Annotated in this window: 21 protein-coding genes and 1 other RNA gene; 12 read left to right on the top strand and 10 right to left on the bottom strand. The window is 59.5% G+C overall.

From position 1 onward, the window contains the following. Positions 1-47: 47 nt before the first annotated feature. Positions 48-1,394, bottom strand: coding sequence for an ammonium transporter (locus tag RIN49_RS10805; RefSeq protein WP_309120176.1), 1,347 nt, complete (start codon positions 1,392-1,394; stop codon positions 48-50). Positions 1,395-1,690: 296 nt separating this feature from the next. On the opposite strand from RIN49_RS10805, the gene RIN49_RS10800 reads away from it, so the two are divergent. Both RIN49_RS10800 and RIN49_RS10795 read left to right on the top strand, forming a co-directional pair. Then, the gene (locus tag RIN49_RS10800) at positions 1,691-2,146 is read left to right on the top strand and encodes a MerR family transcriptional regulator (RefSeq protein WP_138192169.1); all 456 of its coding nucleotides are present in this window, start codon (positions 1,691-1,693) and stop codon (positions 2,144-2,146) included. A 65-nt stretch (positions 2,147-2,211) separates the two neighbouring features. Next, positions 2,212-2,898, top strand: a complete 687-nt coding sequence (locus RIN49_RS10795) for a zinc metallopeptidase (RefSeq protein WP_309120175.1) — start codon at positions 2,212-2,214, stop codon at positions 2,896-2,898. Between the two features lie 52 nt (positions 2,899-2,950). Here RIN49_RS10795 and gltC read toward each other — a convergent pair whose 3' ends face one another. Further along, positions 2,951-3,853, bottom strand: a complete 903-nt coding sequence (gene gltC / locus RIN49_RS10790) for a glutamate biosynthesis transcriptional regulator GltC (RefSeq protein ID WP_309120174.1) — start codon at positions 3,851-3,853, stop codon at positions 2,951-2,953. 1 nt (position 3,854) lies between these two features. Next, entirely contained in the window at positions 3,855-4,475 is a 621-nt protein-coding gene (locus RIN49_RS10785) for a rhomboid family intramembrane serine protease (RefSeq protein WP_309120173.1), read from the bottom strand. A 101-nt stretch (positions 4,476-4,576) separates the two neighbouring features. Here RIN49_RS10785 and tpx point away from each other — a divergent pair, with 101 nt between their 5' ends. Beyond that, positions 4,577-5,095 (top strand): thiol peroxidase, encoded by a 519-nt coding sequence (gene tpx, locus RIN49_RS10780; protein ID WP_309120172.1) that lies wholly within the window; start codon positions 4,577-4,579, stop codon positions 5,093-5,095. Between the two features lie 70 nt (positions 5,096-5,165). Here the strand turns inward: tpx and RIN49_RS10775 are convergent, their stop codons facing one another. The 5 genes from RIN49_RS10775 to cshA all read right to left on the bottom strand — a co-directional run bounded on the left by RIN49_RS10775 (position 5,166) and on the right by cshA (position 9,359). After that, the gene (locus tag RIN49_RS10775) at positions 5,166-5,555 is read right to left on the bottom strand and encodes a DUF1499 domain-containing protein (protein WP_309120171.1); all 390 of its coding nucleotides are present in this window, start codon (positions 5,553-5,555) and stop codon (positions 5,166-5,168) included. 127 nt (positions 5,556-5,682) lie between these two features. Further along, positions 5,683-6,477, bottom strand: a complete 795-nt coding sequence (gene sleB / locus RIN49_RS10770; RefSeq protein WP_375295234.1) for a spore cortex-lytic enzyme — start codon at positions 6,475-6,477, stop codon at positions 5,683-5,685. Between the two features lie 78 nt (positions 6,478-6,555). Next, positions 6,556-6,734: non-coding RNA, 6S RNA (gene ssrS / locus RIN49_RS10765), on the bottom strand. 70 nt (positions 6,735-6,804) lie between these two features. Then, the gene (locus RIN49_RS10760) at positions 6,805-7,578 is read right to left on the bottom strand and encodes a YesL family protein (protein WP_309120170.1); all 774 of its coding nucleotides are present in this window, start codon (positions 7,576-7,578) and stop codon (positions 6,805-6,807) included. Positions 7,579-7,706: 128 nt separating this feature from the next. Continuing rightward, positions 7,707-9,359 (bottom strand): degradosome RNA helicase CshA, encoded by a 1,653-nt coding sequence (gene cshA / locus RIN49_RS10755; protein WP_309120169.1) that lies wholly within the window; start codon positions 9,357-9,359, stop codon positions 7,707-7,709. A gap of 257 nt (positions 9,360-9,616) precedes the next feature. Between cshA and RIN49_RS10750 the strand changes: the two genes are divergently transcribed. The 6 genes from RIN49_RS10750 (at position 9,617) to RIN49_RS10725 (ending at position 16,082) form a co-directional block, all read left to right on the top strand. Further along, complete coding sequence (locus RIN49_RS10750; RefSeq protein ID WP_309120168.1) at positions 9,617-10,447, top strand: YitT family protein; 831 nt, start codon at positions 9,617-9,619, stop codon at positions 10,445-10,447. Between the two features lie 408 nt (positions 10,448-10,855). After that, a complete protein-coding gene (locus RIN49_RS10745; RefSeq protein WP_309120167.1) occupies positions 10,856-11,923 on the top strand; it encodes a BMP family lipoprotein in 1,068 nt (355 codons plus the stop codon). A 136-nt stretch (positions 11,924-12,059) separates the two neighbouring features. Further along, the gene (locus RIN49_RS10740; protein ID WP_309120166.1) at positions 12,060-13,601 is read left to right on the top strand and encodes an ABC transporter ATP-binding protein; all 1,542 of its coding nucleotides are present in this window, start codon (positions 12,060-12,062) and stop codon (positions 13,599-13,601) included. Beyond that, entirely contained in the window at positions 13,598-14,671 is a 1,074-nt protein-coding gene (locus tag RIN49_RS10735) for an ABC transporter permease (RefSeq protein WP_309120165.1), read from the top strand. The genes RIN49_RS10740 and RIN49_RS10735 overlap by 4 nt, the downstream gene beginning before the upstream one ends. Continuing rightward, positions 14,672-15,625: an ABC transporter permease gene (locus RIN49_RS10730; RefSeq protein WP_309120164.1), complete on the top strand. Its 954-nt coding sequence runs from the start codon at positions 14,672-14,674 to the stop codon at positions 15,623-15,625. 109 nt (positions 15,626-15,734) lie between these two features. Continuing rightward, the gene (locus tag RIN49_RS10725; RefSeq protein ID WP_309120163.1) at positions 15,735-16,082 is read left to right on the top strand and encodes a DUF2512 family protein; all 348 of its coding nucleotides are present in this window, start codon (positions 15,735-15,737) and stop codon (positions 16,080-16,082) included. A gap of 49 nt (positions 16,083-16,131) precedes the next feature. Here the strand turns inward: RIN49_RS10725 and RIN49_RS10720 are convergent, their stop codons facing one another. Next, positions 16,132-17,304 (bottom strand): MFS transporter, encoded by a 1,173-nt coding sequence (locus RIN49_RS10720; RefSeq protein ID WP_309120162.1) that lies wholly within the window; start codon positions 17,302-17,304, stop codon positions 16,132-16,134. A 175-nt stretch (positions 17,305-17,479) separates the two neighbouring features. Here RIN49_RS10720 and RIN49_RS10715 point away from each other — a divergent pair, with 175 nt between their 5' ends. The 3 genes from RIN49_RS10715 (at position 17,480) to RIN49_RS10705 (ending at position 20,572) form a co-directional block, all read left to right on the top strand. Further along, positions 17,480-18,652, top strand: coding sequence for a putative glycoside hydrolase (locus RIN49_RS10715; RefSeq protein ID WP_309120161.1), 1,173 nt, complete (start codon positions 17,480-17,482; stop codon positions 18,650-18,652). Between the two features lie 299 nt (positions 18,653-18,951). Beyond that, on the top strand, positions 18,952-20,322 hold the full coding sequence (locus RIN49_RS10710) for a multi antimicrobial extrusion protein MatE (RefSeq protein WP_309120160.1): 1,371 nt from the start codon (positions 18,952-18,954) through the stop codon (positions 20,320-20,322). A 52-nt stretch (positions 20,323-20,374) separates the two neighbouring features. Then, positions 20,375-20,572: a hypothetical protein gene (locus tag RIN49_RS10705; protein ID WP_309120159.1), complete on the top strand. Its 198-nt coding sequence runs from the start codon at positions 20,375-20,377 to the stop codon at positions 20,570-20,572. Between the two features lie 150 nt (positions 20,573-20,722). Here the strand turns inward: RIN49_RS10705 and pfkA are convergent, their stop codons facing one another. Further along, complete coding sequence (pfkA, locus tag RIN49_RS10700) at positions 20,723-21,688, bottom strand: 6-phosphofructokinase (RefSeq protein ID WP_309120158.1); 966 nt, start codon at positions 21,686-21,688, stop codon at positions 20,723-20,725. Between the last annotated feature and the right edge of the window lie 28 nt (positions 21,689-21,716).

The following is a 21,716-nucleotide window of genomic DNA, read 5'->3' as shown; positions in this document are numbered from 1 at the left end:
GGCGCCAGCTCCTTGTCGTGGAAATCGTCGCGTACCTTCCCGGCGAATCAGCCGTTAAGGGACGTCTTCTTCATTTGCTCAGGATAACCGTACACGCCGTGTTCGCTGAGGTCAAGACCGACGATCTCTTGCTCTTCCGTGACGCGGAGGCCGACGATCGCTTTAATGATGAGGAGCAAAATGTAAGATACTATGAATGCGAATGCGCCGGATGCGACGACGCCGTACAATTGCACCCACAGCTGGTTGAAGCTGCCCGAATAAATCAGACCCGCTTCGCCGATGCCGACGCGCTCGACGAGCGCCGGGGAGGCGAAGATGCCGTTGGAGAGCGTGCCCCAGATGCCGACGACGCCGTGTACGGACAACGCGTAGATCGGATCGTCGATCTTCAGCTTCTCGAACATCTTCATGCTGCCGTATACCAATACGCCTGCGATCAAGCCGATGACGACCGCCGCCCAAGGATCGACGAACGCGCAAGACGCGGTGATGGCGACCAAGCCGGCGAGCGTACCGTTCAGCGTCGTAGTGATGTCCGCTTTCCCCGTGGACAGCCAGGAGATGAACATGGCCGCAACGGCGCCTGCGCCCGTCGCGATGATCGTCGTGAAGCCGACATAACCGAGGAAGCCGTCGCCTACGGACAACGTCGAACCCGCGTTAAATCCGAACCAACCTACCCACAGGAGCAATACGCCGAGGGCCGTGAACACTTGGTTGTGTCCGTGAATTTCGTTGGCCGTACCGTCTTTGTTGAACTTGCCGATCCGCGGCTTGAGCAGCATCGTCGCGGCGAGCGCGGCCGCGGCGCCCGTCAAGTGAACGACCGTCGAACCCGCGAAGTCTTGCTTGTGACCCGTCAACCAGCCGCCGCCCCAGATCCAATGCGCGATGATCGGATACACCAACGCCGTGAACAAGATCGAGAACAAGACGTACACCGACAGCTTGGCGCGTTCCGCGAAGCCGCCGAAGGCGATCGTCAAGGAGATCATCGCGAACGCGAGCTGGAACAGGAAGTCGATGGAGGCCGGATATCCTTCTTCGGCGCCGATCGGCGGAGAGAAGAAGAAGCTGCCGGTGGCGAAGAAGGCGTTGGAGTTTTCGCCCCAGATGAAGCCGTAGCCGACCGCCCAGAATACCAGCGTGCCGAGGCCGACCGTGAAGATCGTCTTGCCTGCGACGTGGCCGGCGTTCTTCATTCGAGTGGAGCCCGTCTCAAGAAGAATAAACCCGCCCTGCATCAGAAGCACTAAGATGAAAGATAACATCAACCAGATCGTGTTGAGACCCATGTCAAGCATCGTGCTCGACGGCCCCTCGGACGCGAAAGCGAGCGTCGGGAACAATACGCTCATCGCGCCAACTGCAGTCAGTACCTTTTTCAACACAGCGACCACTCCTCGTTTGTGTTAATTAATCTAACACGTTTTGAAAACCTTAATGTCATTATAAGCAGGAAGCACTACAATGACAATAGTTTTTTTCAAAATCACAAAAAACTTAACATGGATAGCATAAGCGCTAATTTGATGCCCTGTTAACTAATTTATGTGTGAGGTAAATTTACATTTCGAGCTTGGCCGGGTCGTTCACAAATTTGTCCCGCCTTTTCGAAACCATAACGTTTGACTGTATGCTTTCGGGTTCGTTATCATAGAAATAATGTAAGATAACCTTTTCTCTAGTGCGAGGTGATGCAGGTGGGGATAAGAAGCTTTTCAAAATCGGGGAATTGGCTGCGCTCTGCGAGGTAAGCCCTCGTACGATCGATTACTACACGAAGATCGGTCTGATCGAACCGACCGAACGCTCCACGACCAATTATCGCCTGTACGGAAACGAAACCTTGCAGCAGTTGAAACGTATCGAATGGTTGAAGCAGCAGAAGCTTTCATTAGAAGAGATTAAAGATCTGCTGCTGAAGAACGGGAAGGTGTCGTCCGAGGAAGCCGTGACCGATCGTCTAACGGCGCTTCAGCTGCACATGATGCAGCTCGAACGCGAAGCGAAGGCGATCGCGCCGATTCTCGAGCAGCTGAAGCCCAAGCAAGCGCGCAACCTGTTGAAGTCGTTGTCGCCCCAGACGGCCGCATGCATCGAAGCTTTGCTGTTGTTGATCGGCAAGGGTCCGTTGATGTAACCGGCGATTCCGCGTCCCGTCGTCGTCAGTCTACTGTATATTTTAGAAACGGAGGGTTTCACGTCATGTTCTTCCACCCCATGGATTTCCTGATCATCATCGCGTTCTTCGTCTCGATCTGGGCGCAGTTCCGCGTGAAGGGCACGTTCAAGAAGTGGTCGTCCGTCGGCATCAGCAGCGGCATGACCGGATACGAAGCGGCTCGGCGCATGCTCGACAACAACGGCTTGCACGACGTTCCGATCGAACCGGTCCGCGGCGTGCTGTCGGATCACTACGACCCGATCCACCGCGTCGTCCGGTTGTCCGAGCCGGTGTATTACGAGAGCTCCGTATCCGCCGTATCCGTCGCCTGCCACGAGGTCGGCCACGCGATCCAGCACCAGCACTCTTATCCGGCCTTGGTGCTTCGCCATCGCATGTTCCCGCTCGTGAATTTCACGTCGGGCGTCGCGCCGCTGCTGCTGATCGCCGGCTTCCTCTTAGGAGCCATGAATCTCGTGCTGGTGGGCATCATCTTCTTCTCGGCCGCCGTCGCGTTCCAGCTCGTCACGCTGCCGGTCGAATTTAACGCCAGCTCCCGAGCCCGCGAACTGATGGTATCCGAAGGGTTCATCTCGAACGAAGAGGAACGCGGCGTCGCGAAGGTGCTGAACGCCGCCGCGCTGACGTACGTCGCCGCTGCGCTGATTTCCTTGCTCGAGCTGTTGAAGTTCGTCATGATCTTCCTCGGCGGCAACAACGACGAATAAAAGCCGCCTCGCTAAAAAACGGTGACCCCGATCGGGTCACCGTTCTTTTTTATTAAGGAAGACGGCTTTTGGTATCCATATGTCGGATGACGAAATTGCGGAACGCTTCGGCGACGAGCGGCAGCTTCTCCCCGCGCCTGCGAATCAGTCCGATCGTGCGCAGCACCTGCGGCTCCGTCACCCGCACGCTCACCGGCATCATGGGGCTCGTCTCGATGAGCGCCATCTCGGGCAGCAGACTGACGCCGAGGCCGGCGGCCACGAGTCCGCGGATCGTATCCATCTCTTCGCCCTCGAAGCCTACGCGGGGTGTGAACCCTGCTTTCCGGCACGCTTCCAGCACGATCGAACGCAGCGAATAGCTCTCGCTGAACATGACGAACGAGTCGTCCTTCAGCTGCTCCAGTCGAATCGTCGTGTGACGCGACAGCAGGTGACTGCTCGGCAGAATGACCTTCAGCTCCTCCGTCAGCAGCAGCTCCCCTTCCACGTCCTCGCGCTCCTTCGGGAACGGGGAGATGAAGGCGAGGTCGATCTCTCCCTCGAGCAGTTCCCGAATGAGCACGTGATACGTGCCTTGCTTCAGCACGAATTTCACGTTCGGATGCTCCGCTCGATATTCCGCGATGACGCTCGGCAGCAGATGGATGCCGAGGCTGTGCGGGAAGCCGATGCGGATTTCGCCCGCCTCCGGGTTCATGAACTCCTGCAAATCGAGCACCGCCCGATCGAGATCGGTTAGAATCGTCTCCGCGCGGCTCATGAACAGCTTGCCGGCCGGCGTCAGCTGCAGGTTCCGCCCCTTCGGCGTGAACAGCGCCACGCCGAGCTCCTCCTCGAGCTGATGGATCTGCCGGCTGACCGCGGACTGCGCGACGCGCAGCGACTCCGCGGCGTGCGTCACGTGCTCGAGGCGCGCCACCGTAATGAAGTATTGCAATTGTCGTAGCTCCATGTCAGCGATACCGTCCTTGCAACACCTTGGTGTACAACCCGTTCAGTAGCAGCCCGCCGACGAATCCGCCCAAGTGCGCGTACAGATTCACGTGAGGCACGACGATGGAGTAGACGACGCCAACGATCAGGATCGTCTGGATCGTCTTCTTCGACTGCGGATCCATCGCTCTGCGATGGAAGATCATGTAGTAAACGTATGCGCCGAAGATGCCGTAGACGGCGCCGCTGGCGCCGAGGGAAAACACTTCGCCGGCGTACAAGTTCGTGAAGATGTTGCCCATGACCGCGGAAAATAAAAACAACACCGCGTACCGCATCGGTCCGAGCGCCCGTTCCAGCGGCGGAGCGAAGACGAAAATCGCGAAGCCGTTGAACAGAAGATGGCCGAAGTCGGCATGCAGGAACGCCGACGACACGTATCGCCAGTATTCAGGCACGACGCCCTCCGCCGGAATCTTCAAAAATCCGCCGAAAATTTGCTTCAAGATGGACGCCGGAACGCCGTACGCCGACGCTGCGACGGCGAATCCGACATGCGCCGCGACGCAAATCGCCAGTATGATCGTGTTTACGGGATAAAACCGAATATATTCGCGAAAGCTCTCGTACCTAAGAAACATAAGGCGTATCGGCTCCTCTCCCGTCGTTGGACTTTGCCTTTCCCACCATTATATAATATAAAAGGTGTTTACAAGAAATGTCGATGAGGAGGAATTATGAAATGGCAATCGAAAGAACCGGAGTAGCTACGCTGAAGGGCAACCCGCTGACGTTGGTGGGTCCCGAATTGAAAGCGGGCGAACAAGCTCCCGATTTCACCGTAAATAAAAGTCTCGTCGAATCTGCATCCCTGAAGGATTTCGCGGGTAAAATCAAGCTCATCAGCGTCGTTCCTTCGATCGACACCGGCGTGTGCGACGCGCAGACGCGCCGCTTCAACGAAGAAGCGTCGAAGCTCGGCGACAATGTCGTCGTCATTACGATCTCCAACGACCTGCCGATGGCGCAAGGCCGCTGGTGCGGCAGCGCCGGCATCGATAAAGTGACGATGCTGTCGGATTACAAGAACGTCTCCTTCGGCGACGCGTACGGCGTACATATCAAGGAGCTGCGCCTCTTGATGCGTTCGATCTTCGTCATCGACCAGAACGACAAGATCGCTTACGTCGAATACTTGTCCGAGATGACCGAGCATCCGAATTACGAAGCGGCGTTGGAAGCCGTTCGCGCGCTGCAATAAAGCAAACCGAAACCGTCCCGTTCGCGGGGCGGTTTTTTGGTGCGCAAAAAAAAGAAGGGCCGCAGCCCTCTTACTGGTTGATTTTATGTTCCTTCAGCTTCGCGTCGATCGACTTGAAGATGTCCAGGATCGTACGGTAGTTCGAGCCGAGATCGCCGAGCGAGCCGCGCGACGCCGAATAGATGTCGATGGCGGATTTCAGCGGGTTGAGCGAAAATACCGTCAACGTGATATCCTGCACCCGTCCGGTGACCGTTCGCTTCTCGAGCACGATCTCCCCGACGTTCTTCACCTCATGCAGCAGTTTATACCCCGGTTTCTTCTTGAGGATCGAGATGACCTCTTCCCACAGCTTATCGCGAGACAGCTTATAGTACCTCGTCTTCAGTTCCGGCCGGGTCGCTTTCTCCCCCGTCTGCTCGTGACTGCGGATCAGTCCGATGAGCGTTCTCTTTAACAAAACCGTTCCCCCCTTGGTTCTCCGCACCCGTTGCCAAACTACTCTAACCATCTTACCACTACTTGGCACGATCCGGCAAACCGGAATCCGGAAAAAATTCGGCGACGAACGTCGACAAGAGACAGCGCTACATGCAGAAAATGTGTTTGCCGATCTGCTTAATCTGCGGGCGGCTCCAAATCCACTTCGACGTCGCGGTCACCGGATTGAAATAATACAACGCGCCGCCGGACGGATCCCAGCCGTTCAGCGCGTCATTCACCGCCTTGAACGCCGACTCGTTCGGCTCGAGCCAAATTTGTCCGTCGTCGACCGCGGTGAACGCCCCGGGCTGGAAGACGACGCCCGAGATCGTGTTCGGGAACGCGGCATTGCCGATGCGGTTGAGCACGACGGCGGCGACGGCGACCTGCCCTTCGTACGGCTCCCCGCGCGCTTCCCCGTGGACCGTTCGCGCGAGAATCATCAAGTCCTCCCGGCTGAAACCGGACGTCGACCTCGTCAGCGACCCGGCGCTCGCATTGCGCTTCGGCGCCCCGCCCCCGGCGGCGTATTCGGCGAGGTACGAAGAGTTCCACCCCTTCGTCGCGTTGCCGAGCTTCAACTTCGTCTGCGGGCCGACGCGTCCGTCCGCCGGCAAGCCGAACTCCCGTTGGAACCCGACGACCGCCCTGCGCGTACCGCTGCCGAAGCTGCCGTCGACGATCCCTCCATAAAATCCCAGGAACCGCAGCCGGGACTGCAGCTCTGCGACATCGTCCCCGGTATCGCCCTGTTCCATGATCCAATACCATTCCGCGAACGAAAGAATCGGCTGCGGAGCGACGGCGACGCCGGTCGCGAGCAGCGCGGCGCACATCGCCGCCTTCGCCAACCAAAAAAGGCGGCCTCTCGGCCGCCGCGAACGTTCCTGTTCCTTCATCAGTTCCGCCTCCCGAGTCATGCTGTCGTCCCCTTAGTATGTAAAAATCGGACGAACGTATGCATGATTTCGGGTACAAAAAAACCCGCCTATGCCGTTGGAAATCTGTTTCGAAACCTGCTATCGCAGGTGGGTGTCCGCAGCGCGCTTTTGACGTCCCTTCGCGAGGGCATGCCAGCCACGACGACCATATGAGACTCCCGGGAAACAATCATTGGTTCAAAACAAATATTCCGTAACGTACATCGCAGGCTGTTTTGTTGTAGCTTTATTATATCCCTATCCGAAGGGAAAGTAAACGGAACATCCCGGTACTTTCGCTCGAATTTACCGGCTGGCTTGACCGTCCTCTGCATCGGCTTCCGCAGCCGCTTGTTCCGCCTGTTCCGCGCGCTTCGCCTCGAGCTCTTCCTGCTTCGTCATGATCTTGCGGAAGCCGTTGTGGAAGTGCCAGAACGTCACGATGGCGATCAGGCTGCCCGTGAAGAACGGCAACAGGAACGTGAATTGGAAAATGCTGATGTACAACACGACGACGTTCGAGACGCCGATCAGTATCGTGCGAACCGGTTGACCGATCGTAATAAGCAGCGCGTTCTTGATTAATTGAAGCGTCTTCATATGCAGATGCACGATGATGCAGAAGAAGTTGAACACCGCGAGGAACGCCATGACCGTCAGCGCGATGAACAAGTACGCCAACAGTCCGGTATACCCGGTCTGTCCCGCATAGAAGCGGAAATTGAAAAACAGGACGGTGAGCAGCACCATAAAAAACAAGCCGCCGATCATGCTCTGCAGGTAATTCTCTTTATACGACCGGAAGAACGTCTTCAGCAGCGGCACGTCTCCGTCCCCCGTCACCCACTTGCGCGCGAGCGCGAACATCGCGGACGTCGACGGAAACAGCGTGAACGGCGCGAGAACGGCGATCGCCAGCAAGAACGCCTGAACCTGCTGCTCGTCCGTCGCGACGAACAAGTTCAGCACGAAGAAAAATACAGGGAACGCCGTTACAATCCACAATACGTTGGTCACCGACAAGCGCATGATCCACTCCGAGATGCGATAAAACCCGCCCATCAGTCCGCGAAATTCCACGTAGCAACCTCTCCTGCCAAGTTTTCTTCTATCATACACTTCGTGAAGGGCGAGTCACAAGGGAATGTCCGAAAAAGCGGAAAAGAAACCGCCCCGGACAACCCCGGAGCGGTTTCGTTCGCTGCTTCTTACTGATCCCCGCCGCCGTCGTCGCTGCGGGAACGCGTGCCTGCGCCGACCGGACGACGGCCGCCGTAGTTCGGACGGTCGCCGTACCCGCCGTTGCCGCTGTTCCGGCTGCTGCCGCCGCCATAGCCGCCGCGATCGCCGCCGCCGCTGCCGCCGCCGTACCCGCCGCGGTCGCCGCCGTAACGACGCTCGCCGCCACCGCCGCCGCCACCACCGCTGCCGTAGCGACGCTCGCCGCCGCTTCGACCGCCATAACCGCCGCCGCCGTACCCGCCGCCTACGCGGCGACCGGAGCCGCGAACGTCCGGCTTGCGCTTCTTCGCGCGAATCGGATCTTCCGGCGTAAGCGCGACTTCGACGTCTTTCTTCTCGCCGCCCGTGAGCAGCTTCATCGCCGCCGCGATCAAGTGCACGCTGTCGAATTGCTCCAGCATTTGAATCGCCGTGCCCTTGAACTCGTTGAAGTCTTCGTTTTGCACGATTTCAAGGATGCGCTCCGCGACGATCTTCTGCTTGCCCTCGATCGCCTCGGCGATCGTCGGCACGTTCCGCTTCGGAATCTTATGGCGCGTAATCTTCTCGATGAAGTGCAGGTGGTCGATCTCGCGAGGCGTGACGAACGACCAAGCGGTGCCTTCCTTGCCGGCGCGGCCCGTACGGCCGATCCGGTGCACATACGATTCAGGATCCTGCGGCAAATCGAAATTGATGACGTGCGTCACGCCCGAGACGTCGAGGCCTCGCGCCGCGACGTCCGTCGCCACGAGCACGTCGATGCTGCCGTCGCGGAACTTCCGCATGACCGCGTCGCGCATGTTCTGGGACAGGTCGCCGTGCAGGCCGTCCGCGGAGTAACCGCGCTTCTGCAGCGCCTCGGACAACTCGTCGACGCGGCGCTTCGTCCGGCCGAAGATGATCGCGAGCTCCGGCGACTCCATGTCGAGCAAGCGGCACAGCGCGTCGAATTTACCGCGCTCGTGCACCTCGATGTAAGACTGCTGGATGAGCGGCGCGCTCACTTGCTTCGGAACGACCGAGACGTGCTCCGGATTTTTCAGGAACTGCTGCGCGAGTCGCTGAATGTTCGACGGCATCGTCGCCGAAAACAGCATCGTATGACGCTCTTCAGGAACGGACGTAAGGATCGCTTGGATGTCCTCCAAGAAGCCCATGTCGAGCATCTCGTCGGCTTCGTCGAGCACGACGAATCGGACGTCGTCGAGCTTGAGCGTTTTCCGATTAATATGGTCCTGCAGACGACCCGGCGTACCGATGACGATCTGCGGTCCCGGCCGCTTCTTGAGCGCCCGGATTTGCCGGCCGATGTCTTGACCGCCGTAGATCGGCAGCGTGTTAATTCCCTTGAATCGCGCCAGCTTGCCGATTTCGTCGGCGACCTGGATGGCGAGCTCCCGCGTCGGGCACATGATGAGCGCGGCGACCTTCTCTTCGGACGGGTCGATGGACTGGATGAGCGGGATGGCGAACGCCGCCGTCTTCCCCGTACCGGTTTGCGCTTGACCGATCAAGTCGCGGCCTTCGAGCGCGATCGGGATCGCCTTCTCCTGGATCGGGGTCGACTCCTCGAACCCCATCTCCGTGATGGCCCTAAGGACTTTCGCCTCCAGGCCGAATTCGCTGAACGTTTTCAAATTTGCTTCAAACTCCTTTACCAATATGGTCTGCGAACGATACTCTTAAGCCGCTTCAGACCAGACACGCAGGTACTTCTCCCTCGAGCCGAATTTCCATTAGACCGGGCACACTACCCGAAAAAAAAGCATTTTCCCTATGCGGAAAATACTAGCGCACTTAAGAATATAACCCCTATTATAGCATATGAAAAGTTTTCATTTCCAGTTTGGCGAAATGGGAAACGTCTCATAATAATTCTAGAGGTGACATTCAAGTGACGACACGGGCAAGAACGGTGCGGGAGTGCCTCTCCATCATCGGCGGGGCCGTCCTGATCGCGGCAGGTTTCAACGGATTCCTGATCCCCCACCAGCTGCTAAGCGGCGGAGTGTCCGGCATCTCCATGCTGATCGGATACGTTGCGCATTGGAATATCGGATGGTTATATCTTGTGTTAAATCTGCCCCTTTTTATTTGGGGGTGGGTGCTCATCGGCAAGCGCTTCGTCGTCCTCAGCTTCCTCTCCGTCGTCGCGACGGTCGTCGCGATGCAGCTGATCCCCGAGGCCCGGTTCAATCAGGACCCGACGATCGCATCCGTCTTCGGCGGCGTCCTCGTCGGCATCGGCACGGGCTTGTCGTTCCGCGCGGGAGGTTCGACGGGCGGCTTCGATATCATCGGCTCTATCGTGCTGCGCAAGTACGATTTCCCGTTAGGCGAATTTCTATTCGGACTCAACGGGGTCGTCATCGTCGCGCTAGGGCTCATGGAACGCAATTGGGATTTGGCATTATATTCGACCGTCTCGATCTTTGTCACCGGCAAGGTGATCGACGTCGTGCATACGAGGCATGTGAAAATTACGGCGTTCATCGTCTCGACCAAGAAAGACGAGATGCTCGCGAAGCTGCTGTCCGTCCCGCGCGGCGTCACCGTCATCAAGACGCAGGGCGGATATTCCCAGAGCGAGAACCATATGCTCATGACGGTTACGACGCGTTACGAGCTCCAAGGATTGCTCAAGACGGTGCGGGACATCGACCCGAACGCGTTCGTCAATATGGTCGAGACGGTAGGCGTCATGGGCTTGTTCCGCAGAGAATAACGTTCACGAATCCGCCTTGAATGACATGCGCCTGACGTGAACGCGTAGGCTTTCCGGGGCGTTTTTTGCGCCGCCGAGACTAACCACAGGTCAATTGCGAGTCGAAAATAGGGAAAAGGCGAACGTTCCTGAAAGTTTAACGATGATTGTACGTATTTTCCCTTATTTTTTTCTCGAATGCTGTCGACTTTCCGTTCTTGTAAAAGAAAAAATGTATAGTATAATAACCACTGTACAAATCATTGTTGTTCCCATTGCATTACCATCGAATCAGGAGGTGTGAACCACTCTTTTTCGCATAATTGCTTACATAGCGGCGAATCATGTAGGTAGCTTTTCCGAGAACGACTCCAACTCATGTGCTTAACCAAAATTTTCATATTTTCTAAAACGGGGGTAATGGTTTCAATGAAAAAATGGCTATCGCTTACGATGATTTTCACGCTCGCGGCGACGATGCTCGCGGCTTGCGGCGGCGGCAACGCCGAACCGCCGGCGGACGAAACGCCTGCGGCCGAAACGCCGGCAGCCGAAGCTCCTGCAGCCGAAGAACCGGCGAAGAGCGACGTAAAGATCGGCATGGTTACGGACTTCGGCGGCGTCAACGACAACTCGTTCAACCAGTCCGCTTGGGAAGGCTTGAAGGCGTTCGGGGACGCATCCGGCGTTGAATACAACTACTTGCAGTCCGCGCAAGATTCGGACTACATCCCGAACCTGAACCAATTCGTGCAAGAAGGCTGGGACCTGATCTGGGGGATCGGCTTCCTGCTTCAAGACGCGATGCTCGAAGTCGCGAACCAAAACCCGGACGCGAAATTCGCGATCATCGACGGCGTCGTCGACGCTCCGAACGTCGCATCCGTAACGTTCAAAGAGCATGAGGGCGCCTTCCTCGTCGGCGTCGTCGCGGGTCTCATGACCGAGTCGAACAAGATCGGCTTCGTCGGCGGCATCGACATCCCGGTCATCCAGCGTTTCGAAGCGGGCTTCCGCGCAGGAATCGAAGCCGTCAATCCGGACGCGGAAGTCATCGAGAACTACACGGGCTCCTTCGCGGCGGCCGACCAAGGGAAAGCCGCTGCAGCGACGATGTATAACCAAGGCGCGGACATCATCTTCCACGCGGCCGGCGCGACGGGCGACGGCGTATTTAACGAAGCGCAAGAGCAAAAGGCCGCAGGCAAGAACGTCTGGGTTATCGGCGTAGACAAAGATCAGTCGATCACGTTCGGCAACGAAATTACGCTGACGTCGATGATGAAGCGCGTCGACCAAGCGATGCAGACGGTATCCCAATCGCTCGTAGACGGCACTTTCGCGCCGGGCATCGTGAACCTCGGCATCGCGGAGAACGGCGTGGGCCTTCCGGAGAACAACCCGAACGTTCCGGCGGACGTGCTCGCGAAGGTGCAAGAGTTCAGCGACAAGATCAAGAACGGCGAAATCGTCGTACCGGAAACGCCGGCCGAATAATCGGCTCCGGCACGCAATTCCATAAGAATCCATTTGGCAAAAAGGCTAGTTTGCGCTAGCCTTTTTGTTTGTTACAATGGCTTCACAGGTAACGCGCAACGAATCGATTCTTGTATGTTCTAGGGGTGAAACTCGAATGACCCAAACGCCGAATTTCGTAGTCGAGATGATCGGCATTACGAAGCGGTTTCCCGGAATCGTCGCGAACGACGATATCCATCTGCGCGTGAAGAAGGGCAGCATCCACGCGCTGCTCGGCGAGAACGGCGCCGGCAAGTCGACGCTGATGAACATCTTGTTCGGTTTGTATCAGCCCGACGAAGGCGAAATCCGGATTCACGAGAAGCCGGTCGCCATTGCGAATCCGAACGTCGCCGGCGAGCTCGGCATCGGCATGGTCCATCAGCACTTCATGCTCGTCCATAACTTTACCGTCACGGAAAACATCATGTTAGGCGCGGAGAAGACGAAGAACGGCATTCAGCTCGACCAGCGCAAAGCCGCCGAGGAAGTGCGGGCGCTGTCGCAGAAATACGGCCTCGCCGTCGATCCCGACGCCCTGATCGAGGACATCTCCGTCGGACAGCAGCAACGCGTGGAAATTTTGAAAACGTTGTATCGCGGCGCCGACATTCTCATTTTCGACGAACCGACCGCCGTCCTTACCCCGCAAGAAATCCAGGAACTGCTGGCGATCATGAAGTCGCTGGTCGCTTCGGGCAAGACGATTATCCTCATTACGCATAAGCTCAAGGAAATCATGCAGGTTTGCGACACGGTGACGATCATTCGCCGCGGCAAGGTCATCGACTCGCTGCCCGTCGCGGGAAGCAATCCCGACGAACTGGCCGAGAAGATGGTCGGTCGCGAAGTCAGCTTCCAGGTTCAGAAGAAGGAGACGGTTTACTCCGAGACGATGCTCGAGGTGCGGAACGTCACGCTCGCCGACGCCCGCGGCGTCAAAGCGTTGGACGGGCTGTCGTTCGAGCTGCGCGCGGGCGAAATTTTCGGCATCGCGGGCGTCGACGGCAACGGCCAGAAGGAGCTCGTCGAAGTGCTCACGGGACTCTCGAAGCCGACCCGCGGCGAAGTGCTTCTGAAGGGGAAGCCGATCGCCGGCGCCTCCCCTCGCTCGATCTCCGAAGCGGGCGTAGGGTACATTCCGGAGGACCGCCACAAGCGCGGCCTCGTGCTCGACTTCGACATCGGGGAAAACATGGCGCTGAAGGATTATTACGCCCCGAAGTTCTTGAAGTCCGGCCTGCTCCAGTACGGCCGAATTTACGAGAAGGCGCGGGAACTCATCCGCCAGTTCGACGTGCGTACGCCCGACGAACGGACGAAGGCGCGCGCGCTCTCCGGCGGCAATCAGCAGAAGATCATCATCGCCCGCGAGGTCGACGCGAATCCGGACGTGCTGATCGCGGCGCAGCCGACGCGGGGACTCGACGTCGGCGCGATCGAATTCATTCATCGCCGGCTCGTCGAGCAGCGGGATCAAGGCAAGGCGGTATTGCTGATCTCGCTCGAATTGGAAGAGATCATGTCGCTGTCCGACCGGATCGGCGTCATCTATGAAGGAAAGCTGGTCGGCATCGTCGAGCCGTCGAAGACGGACGAGAAGGAGCTCGGTCTCATGATGGCCGGCGCGAACGCGAAGGAGGGAGCGGCGCGATGAACTCGAAAGAACGAAATACCGACGTCTTCTTCCTGCCGCTGATCGCCATCGTTCTCGGCCTCGCGCTCGGCGCGATCATCATGCTGCTCGGCGGCTACGATCCGATCGCCGCTTACCTCGCGCTGCTCAATAAGGCGTTCGGCAGCATGTACAACTTCGGAGAGACGATTCGCCAAATTACGCCGCTCATCCTGACGGGTCTCGCCGTCGCCTTCGCGTTCCGGACGGGCCTGTTCAACATCGGCGCCGAAGGGCAGTTTCTCGTCGGCTCGTTGGCGTCGCTCTACGTCGGCGTCGAATGGACGTTCCTGCCGACGGTGCTGCACGCCGCCGCGGCCGTCGCCGCCGGCGCGCTGGCGGGCGCGTTCTGGGGCGCCCTCGTCGGCTACGCCAAGGCGAAGCGCGGCGTTCACGAAGTCATCACGTCGATCATGCTCAACTGGATCGCGCTCTTCTTCGTGAACTACATGGTCAAGACGTTCTTCCTGCCGGCCGGCCAGCAGCGTTCGGTCGCCGTCGCGGAGACGTCGTATTTGAACATTCCGTTCGTCACCGAGCTGTTCAGCAACGCGCGGCTCAGCTTCGGCTTCGTCATCGCGCTGCTCTGCGCCGTGTTCTTTCATTATTACTTGTTCCGGACGAAAGGCGGCTTCGAGCTGCGAGCGGTCGGCTTCAATCGGCATGCCGCGCAATACGCCGGCATGAACGTCAACGGCGGCATCGTCCGGGCGATGGCGATCAGCGGCGCGTTCGCCGGCATCGCCGGCGCCGTCGAAGTGCTCGGCGTGTTCCATTACCAATCCGTCCTTACGGTATCGCCGGGGTACGGCTTCCAAGGCATCGCCGTCGCCATGATCGGCGGCACGGCCGCGTTCGGCACCGTGCTAGGCGCCGTCCTGATGGGCATCCTAACGTTCGGAGCCGCCGGCATGAAGTTCGGCGCGAACGTGCCGCCGGAGCTCGTCAACATCGTCATCGCATTGATAATCTTCTTCCTGGCGGCGAGCGGCATCATTAAGCCGGTGACGCGCTGGTTTCGCGGCCGGAAGCAGCGGAAGGAGGCGGCCTAGATGAGCGGCTGGGATATCGGCAGCGACCTGATTCATATCACCCTCGTGTACGCTACGGCGCTTATGTTCGGCGCGCTCGGCGGCCTCTGGTCCGAGCGGTCCGGCGTCGTCAACATCGCCATCGAAGGCATGATGACGATCGGCGCCTTCACCGGCGCGGTCGTCACCTACTTCGCCGGCTCGCCATGGATCGGCTTCGTCGCCGCGGCCGTCGCGGGCGCGATCTTCGCCCTGCCGCATGCCGTCGCATCCGTCACGTATAAGGCCGACCAGACGATCAGCGGGGTGGCGCTCAACTTCCTCGCGGTCGGACTCGGCTTGTACCTTACCAAGCTGATCTTCGACGGCCAAGGCCAATCGCCGAACCTGGCGAGCGGCGGCACGAGTTTCATGATCTCGAAAGTGCAAATTCCGCTCCTTTCGGACATCCCGTTTTTCGGGCACGCGTTCTTCGAGGCGTATCCGACGACGTATATCGCGCTCGCGCTCATGCTCGTCACGTGGTACATCTTGTTCAAGACGCCGTGGGGCCTTCGGATCCGCGCCGTCGGGGAACACCCGAAGGCGGCCGATACGGCCGGCGTCAACGTCTACCTCGTCCGCTACATGGCCGTGCTGACGAGCGGCGCGTTCGCCGCCATGGGCGGCGCGACGCTGGCGCTCACGACGACGGCGAGCTTCTCGCATTCGACGGTGGCGGGCCAAGGCTACATCGCCCTGGCGGCGCTCATCTTCGGCAAGTGGCACCCGATCGGCGCCGTCGCGGCTGCGGCCTTCTTCGGCGTCGTGACCGCCGTCAAGTTTTTGCTTCCGTACATCGGGCTCGGCCACGTGCCGCTGGACATCATCTCCATGCTGCCGTATGCGCTGACCTTGATCGTGCTCGTGTCCTTCATCGGACGCGCTACGGCGCCGCTGGCGTCGGGCGTTCCGTACGAGAAGGGCTCCCGATAACCGCAAATTGGGCCGCTCCATGGGAGCGGCCCCTATTTTTTCCCGGCATAACGTCGGCTTCGGAGTGGAACATTGAAGATATGTCGAACACTCCAAGGAGGACGCTCGCATGTTGCTTCGATTTCTCTTGAAGGCTTTATTGAACGGCGTCATCGTCGTTCCGCTCTTGCTCTGGTTCGGCACGGTGACGTTCTGGGAAGCGGTCGCCGCGGCCGTCGTCTTGTCCGTCATCGCCTATTTCATCGGCGACCGCATCATCCTGCCGGCGACGAACAACTTGACGGCGACGATCGCGGACTTCGGACTGACGTACGTGTACGTCTGGATGGTAGGCGCGTTCCTCGACTGGAACGTGTCGCTCGGCGAGACGTTCTGGATCGCGCTCGGCGTCGCGGCCGTAGAGCTGCTGTTCCACACGATGCTGCCGCAGAACGATTCGCCGCGGGTTAAGGTGTAAGAAAGAGACCGTCAGGCTCGCCTGGCGGTCTCTTTTCTGTTCAAACCCGCTATGAAGTCCCCTGGCCGCCTCGCCGGAGCGAACCCCGCTGCGCCGCATGCGTGAGCAGGAAGGCGACGCCCGCGATTCCCGCGACGACGGCCCCGATCATATACGCGGATTCGTAACCGCCCCACCCTTCGATCCACCCTCCGAGCGTACCGCTCGCCAGTCCCGTCACGCCGACGAACATCGCCGATAGAATCGATTGGCCCGTCGAGCGGAACTCGTTCGGCACGATGCGGACGACGTAAGCGACCGCGGACACCCAGAACACCGCGTACGTGATCGAGTGGCTCGCCTGCATGACGAGCAGCAGCAGCGGATCGGTCGCCAGCGCGTAGACGATCCACCGGACGACGTACAACAGCCCAACGACGCCGATCAGCGCGAGCTCGTGCACCTTGTGCAAGTACCGGTGCAGCAGCGCGAACGTCGGCACCTCGCTTAGCGCGGCGATCGCCCACGCCATTCCGACCATCTGCTCGCTCGCGCCCAAATCGCTCATATGAAGCCCTAGGAAGCCGTCGTTCATCCGATGCGGCAGCATCATCACGAAGACGAGCAGAAGGAACCAGAGCAGCGGGCGGCTCCGGACGACGGTCGACAACGACCGCAGCGTAATCGGCGGAGCGGACGCCTTCACATCCTTCAGCAGCGCGGCCAGCATGAGCGGGAACAGCCAGACCCCCCAGTATATCCACTGCAGATTGTCGACGCCGCCGATCGCGACCAGCATCGCCCCGGACAACGCCGCGAATATCGAAAATCCGATCGACCCCCACATCCGCACCGTACCGTAGCTGACGCCGGCGTCGAACGCCGACCGAATCGTCAAGGAGTCTAACAACGGCGACGACGGCATAAGAAAGAAATACAGCAACGTCGTGAATAACAACGTGATCGGAAAGCCCGTCGCGGTGAACAAGCCGATGCTGCATAGAAGCTGAAGCGACCATAACAGCAGGAGCACCCATTTCACGGTTTGGAACCGGTCGCTGACGTATCCCCACACCGGCTGGGCGACGATCGCGACGAACGGCCCGACCATAAGCAACAGGCCGACTTCGACGGCGGTGTATCCTTTGAAGGCGAAATATAACGGCAAGTACGGCAGCAGCACGGCGTTCGAGCAATAATAGAGCGCATTGAGCGCCTTCACGATGGCTAGTTGTCTGTTCAAGTCGGTCCATCCTATCCGCTGGTCATTTTCTATACATCCCTACATCCTACTGCATTCTTGAAAAAAAGAGAAGTTGGGCCGCCTACCTTTCGACGCCATGGGACAAAAAACCTCTGTGCCCCGGTCGAACCGTGTCATATAATGGGGACAGCGAACAATGGGGGAGTGCGTTGACATGGAAACTATCGCAGCCGTATTGCTGCTGCTGCTCGGCGGAGCCGCCGCGCAGACGAACGCGTCGGAGCCGACGCTGGACGACTGGATCCGGGCGACGGAGCAAGCGAGACAAGCGGCCGTTCATGCGGAGATCGGCTCGTCCGGCATTCCGATGATCGAGAAGGACGACCCCCAGCCGGACGCCCCCGTCATAAGGGGAGTATACGCGACCGCCCACAGCGCCGGCGGATCGCGGCTTGAGACGCTGCTCCGGCTGCTCGACGACACCGAGCTCAACAGTCTCGTCATCGACGTGAAAGACGATTACGGATACATTACGTACCCGACGCAAGACCCTGCGCTGCTCGAGATCGGCACCGCGAAGAACATTATTCGCGACCCTTCCGCCCTGCTTTCCCGCCTGGCGGAGCATGAGGCGTATCCGATCGCGCGCATCGTCGTGTTCAAAGATTCGGTGTTGGCCGAGAAGCGGCCGGATTTGTCGTACGTGACGCCGGAAGGCGCCGTCTGGAAGAACGGACGCGGCGAGTCGTTCGTCAATCCGTACAGGAAAGAAGTATGGGAGTACAACGTGCAGGTGGCGAAGGAAGCCGCGAAGCTCGGATTTAAGGAAATTCAGTTCGACTATGTGCGGTTCCCGGAAGGGTTCGAGAACAAAGCGGACGTCCTCGCCTACCATAAGGACGAACGCAAGCGGATCGAAGTCGTCGCCGACTTCGTGAAATACGCGAGGGAACAGCTTACGCCGCTGGGCGTCCGCGTCTCCGTCGACATCTTCGGGTACGCCGCGTCGGTTCCGGCCGCCGAAGGGATCGGGCAGGATTTCGAGCTGATTTCGAAGTACGTGGACGTCATCTCCCCGATGGTATATCCAAGCCATTATTCCACCGGCTGGTTCGGCTCGAACGTTCCGGACGCGGCGCCGTACGTCACGATCGACGGCGCGATGAAGGATACGTTCAAGAAGCTGGAGCCGCTGGGTCCTTTCCAGCCGATCGTCCGTCCTTGGATTCAAGATTTCACCGCTTCGTGGGTGAAGGGCTACATTAAATACGGCAAGAAGGAAGTCGAAGATCAAATTCGGGCGCTGAAGGATAACGGCATCGAGGAATTTATGCTGTGGAACGCAGTCAACCGCTACACCGAAGGCGTCGACTACGACTTAGAATAACCATCGGAACGGCGTTTCCCCCGCTTTCGCGCGGCGAGGGGGGGCGCCCTTTTTTTGTCGCCGCCGGGGGGGTGACGAATCGGAAAACGTCCCGTTCCTCCGACCGAGGCGTCCGCTGCCGTATGCCGAAGAAGGCATGCCTCCCTCCATATCCGCAAATAACGCCCTAGTCTTCGGTTTCGAGCGAACAAGACGGAGGTTTTGCCGATCAAGCCCCCCGACCGGACCCGATTCTGCTATAATGGAGAAATTGTAAATTCGATATTCATACCAACCGCGTAAGGGAGCGAGACGTACCGATGGGAGAAGCCGCCGCAGCCGTAACGACACCGAATGCCTCCGCCCCGGGGACGAAGTCCGGCAACCCGACGATGAGCAGTCTCATGCGATTTTTCATCCCGCTCGGCTTCGCCGCCTGTCTCGTCAGCATTACCCACTCCATCATCCACTCCACGCTATCGAAGGCGTCGAATCCGGAGATCGCCATCGCGGCGTACGCGCTCGGCGCGAGCTTGTTCGGCTTAACCGAGCGGCCGGCGGTGCTCGTTCGCCAGACCTGCTCCGCGCTCGTGCGCGACCGCGTGTCGTTCCGGGCGATGTCGGGCGTGACGTGGATCTTGATCGGGGCGACCGTCGCGTTCGGCGCGCTGATCTGCTACACGCCGGTCGGCGCCTTCGTCTTTCGCGACGTGTACGGCGTCGACGTAAGCCTCGTGCCGGCGATCGTGTCCGGCTACCAGTTCTTCATGTGGGTCAGCGTCTTCTCGGCGCTCCGCTGCCTGTACCATGGCGTCATCATCAGCCAGATGCGGACGAAGTGGGTGACGATCGGCATGATCGTCCGGCTCGCCGGCATGTTCGCGCTGTCGCAATATTTCATTCGCACCGACACGGTCACCGGCGGGTGGGTCGGCGCGTTCATCTTCGCCGCCGGCATGCTGATCGAGGCCGGCGTCTGCTATTGGGAAGGCCGCTCGCTGACGCGGAAGCTGCCGGAACGCGTCGAGGATCATGGCATTACGTCTAAGCGCCATATTTTCGGCTTCTACCGGCCGCTGTTGTACTCGTCCTTCATCGTCATCGCCGTCGCCCCGGCGACGAACGCGCTGCTCGGCAAGACGCTCGACGTCGAGCTGTCCATCGCCTCGTTCGCCGTAGCCTCCAGCGTGTTCGGCGTCATCATGAGCGTATTCACGTATATTCATCAGATCGTGTTGAACTTCTATCCGACGTCCCCGCGGCTCGTCTTTCGCTTCCAACGGTTCGTCGGCTTCGCGCCGGGACTGCTGACGGCGGCGATCTTCTTCACCCCGGCCGGGGCCTTCCTGCTCGACGAGGTCATGGGATTGACCGGTCGTCTGCTGCCGGCGACCCTCGACGTCATGAAGGTGTACGCGCTGCTCGCGCTCGTCCTGCCGTGGGTCGACTTCGGCAACGGCTTCCTGATGCTGTTCCGCCGCACGCACGTCTTCATGTGGTCCCAAGCCGCCAACACCGCGGCCTCGCTGACCGTGCTCGTCTCGCTTGTCTTCTTCCTCCCGGAGTGGAACGGCGTCATCGGGCCGCTCGTGTTGACCGCCGGGTCCGCCGCCGAGCTGGCGGTCGTCGCGACCGCCCTGTACCGCGCCCGTTGGGACATCGGTTGGGCGCGCCCTGCGCGCGGCAAGTAACCGACATATTTCCCCCCGCTCTCTGGCAAAGCTAGTGTGGGGGGAATGCATCATGAGCAGACAGCTGCAGACGGACGCCCAGTTCGAGCGCGCGTTGCGTTCGCGGGCTTCCGTGTACGCGAAGGACAAGCTGGGAAGCAACCTCGACTTCGTCGGCGCGCTAGACGCGTTCAATCCGATTTACGTGACCGTATCCGGGTCGCGGTTGTTCCGCGGCGATTTCGAATTCGTGACGATCCATTCTCGGTGACGCCCCGCATGCCCCCGTTCTCCGCCGAGGACGGGGGCATTCGCCTGTCCGCGGGGCCGCTGTCTTCGAAAACGAATACCCCTCGGACGCTGGAGTCCGAGGGGTATGGATAAACAGCTTTCGTCGAACGGCCGCGAGGCCATCCTGCCGTTATTGCGATAATCGAAGCGCCAAATCGTACAAGTCCTTGTTGAACGGCTTCTTCGTGCTGACGACCTTCTCGATGTCGGTGGCGACGAGCTCGTTCTGGATGACGCCGACCGCTTTGCCGGAGTCGCCCGCGATCAAGCGCCGTACCGCGAAATCGCCTAAGCGGCTTGCGAGAATCCGATCGTTGTGCGTCGGCGAGCCGCCGCGTTGGATATGACCGAGGACGGTCACCCGGCACTCGATGCCGCTCGATTCGGTGATGCGGTTGGCGATGTCTTCGCCCTTGCCCACGCCTTCGGCGACGAGGATGATGCTGTGCCGCTTGCCGCCGGCGAAGTGATGCTTCATCGAAGCCGAGATCTTGTCGAGGTCGAACGGCATCTCCGGCACGAGAATCGCTTCGGCGCCGCTCGCGAGGCCCGCGTACAACGCGATATCGCCGCAATGGCGGCCCATGACCTCTACGACGGACGAACGTTCGTGCGACGTCATCGTATCGCGCAGCTTGTTCACCGCGTCGACGACGATGCCGACCGCCGTGTCGAAGCCGATCGTGATATCGGTGAACGGGATATCGTTGTCGATCGTGCCCGGCAGCCCCATCGTCTTGATGCCCTGCAGCCGAAGCTTGTTCGCGCCTTGGTACGAACCGTCGCCGCCGATGACGACGAGGCCGTCGATGCCGCGCTTGCGCAAGTTCTCCGCGCCGATCTGCTGCCCTTCGAGCGTCATGAACTCCTTCGAACGAGCCGTCTGCAGAATCGTGCCGCCCCGCTGAATAATATCGCCGACGCTGCGCAAATCCATCTCGCGGATGTCGTCGTGAATCAACCCGTGATAGCCCCGCTGCACCGCGTACACCTTCAATCCGTGGAACAACGCGCTGCGCACGACCGCTCGAACGGCCGCGTTCATTCCCTGGGAGTCTCCTCCGCTCGTTAATACCGCTATCGATTGTACAGACATGGTCTCCGCCATCCTTCCTTACCTCTGT

Origin of the sequence: Paenibacillus sp. (genome assembly GCF_031177825.1) — a bacterium.
In the GTDB taxonomy this organism is placed as follows: Bacteria; Bacillota; Bacilli; order Paenibacillales; family YIM-B00363; genus Paenibacillus_AE.
This window is presented reverse-complemented; position numbering and strand designations above follow the sequence as displayed.